The organism is Secundilactobacillus angelensis (genome assembly GCF_012641075.1).
In the GTDB taxonomy this organism is placed as follows: domain Bacteria; phylum Bacillota; class Bacilli; order Lactobacillales; family Lactobacillaceae; genus Secundilactobacillus; species Secundilactobacillus angelensis.
In genome coordinates this window covers 47,994-54,931 of the sequence record NZ_JAAXLJ010000017.1, presented here as the reverse complement: position 1 = coordinate 54,931, position 6,938 = coordinate 47,994, and the positions used below count along the sequence as shown (strand labels likewise).

The 6,938-nt window shown below is 37.4% G+C and carries 4 protein-coding genes; 3 read left to right on the top strand and 1 reads right to left on the bottom strand.

Annotated features, from left to right (window positions below):
- Positions 1-271 precede the first annotated feature (271 nt).
- Positions 272-565 (bottom strand): hypothetical protein, encoded by a 294-nt coding sequence (locus HC026_RS09315; RefSeq protein ID WP_168925693.1) that lies wholly within the window; start codon positions 563-565, stop codon positions 272-274.
- A 416-nt stretch (positions 566-981) separates the two neighbouring features.
- Here HC026_RS09315 and HC026_RS09310 point away from each other — a divergent pair, with 416 nt between their 5' ends.
- The 3 genes from HC026_RS09310 to HC026_RS09300 are packed head-to-tail and all read left to right on the top strand — an operon-like array spanning position 982 to position 6,804.
- Complete coding sequence (locus tag HC026_RS09310) at positions 982-2,565, top strand: type I restriction-modification system subunit M (protein WP_168925692.1); 1,584 nt, start codon at positions 982-984, stop codon at positions 2,563-2,565.
- Positions 2,565-3,785 carry a restriction endonuclease subunit S gene (locus HC026_RS09305; protein WP_168925691.1) on the top strand — a complete coding sequence of 407 codons (1,221 nt, stop codon included), beginning with the start codon at positions 2,565-2,567 and terminating at the stop codon, positions 3,783-3,785. Before HC026_RS09310 ends, HC026_RS09305 begins: the two co-directional genes overlap by 1 nt.
- 22 nt (positions 3,786-3,807) lie before the next feature.
- Positions 3,808-6,804 (top strand): type I restriction endonuclease subunit R, EcoR124 family, encoded by a 2,997-nt coding sequence (locus HC026_RS09300; protein ID WP_168925690.1) that lies wholly within the window; start codon positions 3,808-3,810, stop codon positions 6,802-6,804.
- The last annotated feature ends 134 nt before the right edge of the window (positions 6,805-6,938 follow it).

Here is a 6,938-nt window from a genome sequence, read left to right as displayed (position 1 = left end):
TTTCTCTTTTCTTTGGTCGGAACGGTGAACACGAAATAGTGTGGTGTCCTATTTGCGTATTCAAATATAAATAATGGTATAGAAAAAGGAGTTGAGAGGCAAGTTGTCTATCAACTCCAAATATCGTAGCACCATAAAATTAACAGGGCAGTCCCAGACTTGGGGCTGCCCTGTTAATTTAGGATTCAACTAACAAATTATTTACTGTTTTGTTTTAGTGGGTCCCCTGTCGGAACCAGTGAGTGTTATTACCGCGTTCAATCGCCCAGGTTTAACTTGGACCAGTGTTAAATTTGCCGCTTTCACCAAGCCATAAGTAACTTGCACCATGATGAACCTTTAGGTGATAGCCGGGATAAACAATCCATTCGTCAACTTTGTAACTATTTGACAGAGGATAAGTGTTCTTTATCTTAGCGATGGTTGTTGTTTTTTTGATGGTGACCCAATGAGGCCGAAGCCAATAACCATATCCGTGTGCTGAAGCTGTAGTTGAAGTTGTAGATAGTGCTGTGACAAACGAAAGCGCAACTAACGGGACCATTGAAAGCTTTTTTAAAGGCATCTCAAATGCTCCTTAAACATTTATTTTGTTAATGTGTGATTACATGCATGACCAAAATTTGGTCCATATTTTTTGTAATATTCTGTAGTATGTATATATACACGGTATTAATTATAAAACTTTATATACAGAGAGGAAAGATAAATTCAGATTGCTATCAAACGTCATGATGAAAAATTGTTTTGCTTTTAAGCAGTCTTTTAGCCGAATTCACAACAGTAAAAAGTAGTTTCGTGATACCATAAGAGAAGCAGTTTAAGCCTGATGGCCTGCAAGCAATCATTAAGGTGTGGGCTTTTAAGACCAACTAAAAGGCTGGGAAAATTGAATGAGTAAATTTTAACTTAGTAAAGAGAGATACATATCATAATTTTTTGGATATTTATAAAAAGATATTAACGGAGGTCATTAGTAAAATGACAGAAACAACTGAATTACAAAGTGGACTTTTTAGTGCGGCCGATGTACTACGATCAAAGATGGATGCTAATGAATACAAGAACTACCTGTTGGGTACTGTCTTTTATAAGTATCTATCAGACAGCATGCTTTACTATGCAGCAGAACTAGAGGGTAAGGAAAAAGCATCTCTAGAAGAAGCTCAAAAGATTTACGAAGATAATGCAACTGATTCCGATTTAATCGATGAATTAAAGGATACTTTCGGTTATGTTATTCAACCAGAGTCAACTTACACGAATATTTTGAAGTCTGTCGACGATCATTCTTTTCAGTTAAACCAGTTGGGTGACGCTTTCACGAAATTGGAAAGTTTCGGAGCTGAATTTGAAGGCTTGTTTGACGATTATGATCTTTACTCAAAACGGTTAGGCAATAACGCTCAAAAGCAGGCTGATACAATCGCCGGAGTGCTTTCTGCAATTGGCAAACTGGAACTCGTTAAAACCGCTGGGGACTCTTTAGGCGATGCCTACGAATATTTGATTGGTCAATTTGCCTCTGAATCTGGTAAAAAAGCAGGTGAGTTCTATACACCACAAAAAGTCTCTGAATTATTATCTCGATTAACGTTGGTTGGGAAAAATTATAAAGATGGAATGACCGTTTATGATCCTGCAATGGGGTCTGGTTCCTTGCTGCTGAACTTCAAGAAGTATTCTGACGCAGCAGATCGAATTACTTATTTTGGTCAAGAAATCAATACTTCAACATTTAACTTAGCTCGCATGAATATGATCCTTCACCACGTTGATATTGCTAGTCAGCATTTACGTAATGGTGATACCTTAGATGAAGATTGGCCAGCTGAAGAAGTAACTAACTTTGATTCCGTCGTAATGAATCCACCTTACTCACTGAAATGGTCAGCAGCAGATGGTTTTAAAGAAGATCCTCGATTCTCTGCTTATGGTGTGTTGCCACCCAAGTCAAAGGCTGATTACGCCTTTCTTTTACATGGTTATTACCATCTAAAATATAGTGGTGCTATGGCAATTGTTTTGCCTCATGGGGTCTTATTCCGAGGGGCAGCTGAAGGTAAAATTCGTCAAAAAATGCTTGAGAGTGGTGCAATCGATGCAGTTATCGGATTGCCAGCAAACTTGTTTTATAACACTTCCATTCCAACTGCAATTGTGGTCCTGAAAAAAGATAAACAAGACCGTAATGTCATGTTTATTGATGCTTCAAAGAACTTTGAAAAAGCTAAGACTCAGAATATATTACGTGAGAAAGATGTACAACGGATTCTCGATACCTATGAAAAGCGAGAAGATGTTGATAAATTTGCCCACCTAGCTACGTTTGATGAAATTCAAGAGAATGAGTTTAACTTGAACATTCCCCGTTATGTAGATACCTTTGAACCAGAACCTGAAATTGATTTGAAACAAGTTGCTTATGACCTACGACAAACTAGTCAGGAAATCAAAGAGAATGAACATAGTTTGGTTTCGATGTTAAAGGATCTAACGTCGGATGACGACAACATTATGGACGGACTTAATGATGTAATCAAAGATTTGGAGGACGCAGATTAATGGTGGAATCTAAAAAAGGTCCAATTCTAAGATTTAAGGGATTCACTGACGCGTGGGAACAGCGTAAGCTCGGAAACTACATCGTTGATTACGTTAATAAAACAACTGTGAACAATCAGTATCCGGTGTTAACTTCGTCTCAACAAAAGGGCATTGTATTACAGGAAGAGTATTTTAATGACAGGCAAGTAACAACAAATGATAACGTTGGATACTTTATTTTACCTAAAGGGTATTTTACGTATCGTAGTAGAAGTGATAATAGTAGGTTTGTATTCAACCGTAATAACATAATTGATATGGGTATTATTAGCTACTTTTATCCTGTTTTCGGTTTAAAAAATGCAGATTCGGAATTTTTCTTAAAAAGAGTTAATTATGGTATTGAAAGACAAATCGCCATTCAAGCAGAAGGAACTGGACAACACGTATTGTCGCTTAAAAAGTTTAAAAATATTAGCGCATTATTTCCCAATAAAGAAGAACAACAGAGAATCGGGTTACTTTTTTTAAACATAGAAAAAAGTATCGCTCATCATCAGCGTAAGTTAGAACTTTTGAATAAGTTAAAACAGTCACTTTTACAAAAAATGTTTCCAAAGGATGGTCAAAATAAGCCAGAGATTAGATTTAGTGGTTTTACTGATGTATGGGAACAACGTAAGCTTGGAAGTGAACTTACACTTTTAAAAGATGGGACTCATGGGACCCATAAAGATGCTAAGGAGGGACCTTATCTTTTAAGTGCTAAAAACATAAAAAATGGCCACATAATAATTAGTAGCTCAGATCGACGCATATCGTGGAATGAATTTCGAAAGATTCACAAATCGTTCACTCTTGAGGCTGGTGATATTTTATTAACGATTGTTGGCTCCATTGGGGAATCAGCTATTTTGACTAATCCCCAGAATCTAACATTTCAACGTAGTGTTGCATACCTTCGGCCAATATCTATGAACTCTGAGTTTTTGCAAACTTTGCTTGAAAGCAATGACTTTCAGCGACAGTTAAATGTACGACAAGTCGTTTCCGCACAACCAGGTATTTATTTAGGTGATCTTGCTCAAATTCCAATAAAAAGGCCACAAAAACCTCTTGAACAAAAGGCAGTTGCGCAATTATTTAAAACAATTAACTTTGCTATCGCTCATCATCAGCGTATGTTAGACAACTTAAAGAAATTAAAGCAATCCCTCTTACAAAAAATGTTTGTGTAAGCATTAATAAAGGAGTATTCAAATGGCTGAAGCAGCAATGGAACAAAAATTAATTGATAGCTTAACCAAGGGCACCAATCAATGGGTTCTTCGTGAAGATTTAAAAAACGTACCACAATTATGGAATAACTTTTTTAGAATTTTGTCAGCCAATAATAAAGCAAAATTAGCAGATATAGCACTTACAGAAAATGAAAAACAGACAATCAAAACACAGATTATTCAACCAACTTTTTATCGGGCAGCTGAATTCATGTCAGGTGCCAATGGGCAAGTTCGTTTTCATTTAAAACGTGATGACTCTACGTTGCCAGACGCCGATCTTTTAATTTTGGATAACTCTAACATTTCTGGTGGTTCATCAGTCTATGAAGTTGTCCATCAAGTTGAAGTTCCTAAGGGTATGGCGTTGGATCAGGATCGTCGTTTTGATGTGACACTACTCATTAACGGGTTGCCAATGATCCATATTGAGCTTAAAGCACCACAGCAGCCTTATATGAAAGCTTTCAATCAAATTAACAAATATATTAGTGAAGGTAAGTTTACTGATATTTTCTGTTTTGTTGAAATGTTTGTTGTGACAAATGGCACTAGTACTCGGTATATTTCAGCGGGAGGACAGCTAAATCCCAAATTCTTGACATCTTGGGTTGATGAGCAAAATAAGCTAGTTGATAACTACCTCGATTTTTCTCGTGAGGTTCTGTCTATTCCGGCTGCACATCATATGATTGCTGATTACACGGTTTTAGATAGTGAAGCAAAAAATATTATCTTACTTCGTCCGTATCAAATTCACGCAATTGAAGCTATTTTTAAGGCCTCCCGAGAACGCCAATCTGGTTTTATCTGGCATACAACTGGATCAGGTAAGACACTAACTTCTTACAAAGTTGCTCGAAACCTATTACAGTTGCCAAGTATTCAGAAAACTATCTTTTTGATTGATAGAAAAGATTTGGATGCTCAAACTACTGGTGCGTTTCAGACTTATGCTAACAACGACACCATTAGTGTTAAGGAAACCAAGAATAGCTATGATTTGGCAGATCAATTAGTGGATGGTAACCGGACCGTAGTTGTCACGACACGGCAGAAATTGAAAACTATTTTTAAGCGAATTGAAGAAAATCCTGGACTATCAAAGAAATATGAAAAGTTAAAAAGTCTGAATTTGGCGTTTATCGTGGATGAATGTCATCGGACAGTTACGCCAACTCAAAAGCGAGAGTTGGATAAGTTCTTTAACCGCCAGCCACTATGGTATGGCTTTACTGGAACACCAATTTTTGATGAAAATGCGCGGGCAGAAAATGGTAAGGATGCTCGGACGACTGAACAGCTATATGGGCCAATTCTTCATGAATACACGATCAAGGATGCACTACGAGATAAAGCTGTTTTAGGATTTAAGACGGATAACTTAGGTGATAGTAAGGAAGAAAAAGCAGATGAAGCTGATACCCATGGGTTAGATCAAGTCTATCTTTCTGACCAGCATATGCGTGCAGTAGTCGAAAAAATATTGTACCTTGCCTACAGAAAACAAGGATTGATCAATGGTCATCGTTATTCAGCAATTTTTACAACTTCATCAATTAAGCAAGCACAACGTTACTATTCATTATTTAAAGACGTTATTGAACAGGGTGGGGTTCCTAAACGAATCAAAGAAGTGGCACCTGATTTTCCACGTATTGCGGTAACATACTCCATTTCGGAAAATGATGATGATTCAGAGGTAGACCAAGAGGCCATGAAACATTCAATGGCTGATTACAATGCCATGTTTCACACTAATTATTCGATGGCGGAGCTAGGATCCTATAACCGTAATGTCAATGATCGACTGGCTCGAAAGAAGAAGCCGTATCAAGCACCTCATCAGCAGTTAGATATTGTTATCGTAGTGGATCGACTTTTAACGGGATTTGATTCACCCAATCTTTCAACGCTGTACGTTGATCGTCGGCCAATGAATCCGCAAAATATCATTCAAGCATTTTCCAGAACTAATCGGATTTACGATTCTGGCAAAGCGTGGGGACAAATCGTGACCTTTCAATATCCAGAGGCCTTTAGCGAAGCCATTGATGATGCGTTACGGCTCTATTCGCATGGTGGCTCTAATGATGTGTTAGCTCCTACCTGGAAGGTAGCCAGAAAACGCTATGTTAAAGCGCGGAAGACGTTTGATAAGTACCTGCAACCAGATAGCCTTCAATCGATTGAAAATGCGCCGAAAAAGGATAGAAAACAATTTGTGAAAGACTTCCAAGAACTTGATAAGCATACTGCTGCGATTCAAACATACGATGAGCTAGACAACCAAAGTGAGTTGCCTGAGGAAGAACAGCTTAATATGCCTGAAATTTCCGAGGAAAAGATGGATGAGCTGCGAGGTACTTACGAAAACGTACTTGAGAGCTTAAAAAAAGACCCACCGATAGATGATGACGAGTCGGAGATTAACGATGACTATGAGCTTGAGTCTTTTCATATTAAAGAAATCAATGAGCGTTATATCGTTGCTTTGATTCAAGCTTATGTTCCTGACGAAGATAACCAATCATCTGAGATGAACCAGGATGATGTTAATGAAATCAATGGTTACATCAATGATTTAGGTAAAAAGAATGAAAAGTTAGCTGACATCATGAGATCATTATGGAAGAAGATTCAGGATGATCCAGAACGGTATAGAGGTCAACAAGTTGATCAAATTCTGGAATCAATGGTCGATGATGAAAGCCAGAAACTGATGAAAGATTTCGCAAATCAGTATCAGCTTAAGTATGATAACTTTAAGTACGTTATGGCTCACTATAATCCGGAGTCTGACAAGCAACAGCAAGGAATGTTAGATCTGTTGGATAAGATGTCTTATAACCGGTTTAAGTCATTCAATCCTAATTCTGAAACTTCTAATATGCTTAAGTGGAAAAAACATGTAAAGGCGGAAATCAAAGAGTACTTTACTGATAAAATTCAGCCGTTGATTGATCGATCAAATTAAAATTGGTATCTGACTGATGAGAACGGGTGAAGAGGAATATTGCTGACGTTAAATTTGAAGAAGAGAAGTTTAATCAGTCTGTAGTAGTTTTAATACCTGTTTTATGGAAAATACATTTACTTACGAACATATGT

Excerpts from the sequence above, each read along its gene's own strand:
- HC026_RS09315 (WP_168925693.1), bottom strand. The coding sequence starts at position 565 with ATGCCTTTAAAAAAGCTTTCAATGGTCCCGTTAGTTGCGCTTTCGTTT.
- HC026_RS09310 (WP_168925692.1), top strand. The coding sequence starts at position 982 with ATGACAGAAACAACTGAATTACAAAGTGGACTTTTTAGTGCGGCCGAT.
- HC026_RS09305 (WP_168925691.1), top strand. The coding sequence starts at position 2,565 with ATGGTGGAATCTAAAAAAGGTCCAATTCTAAGATTTAAGGGATTCACT.
- HC026_RS09300 (WP_168925690.1), top strand. The coding sequence starts at position 3,808 with ATGGCTGAAGCAGCAATGGAACAAAAATTAATTGATAGCTTAACCAAG.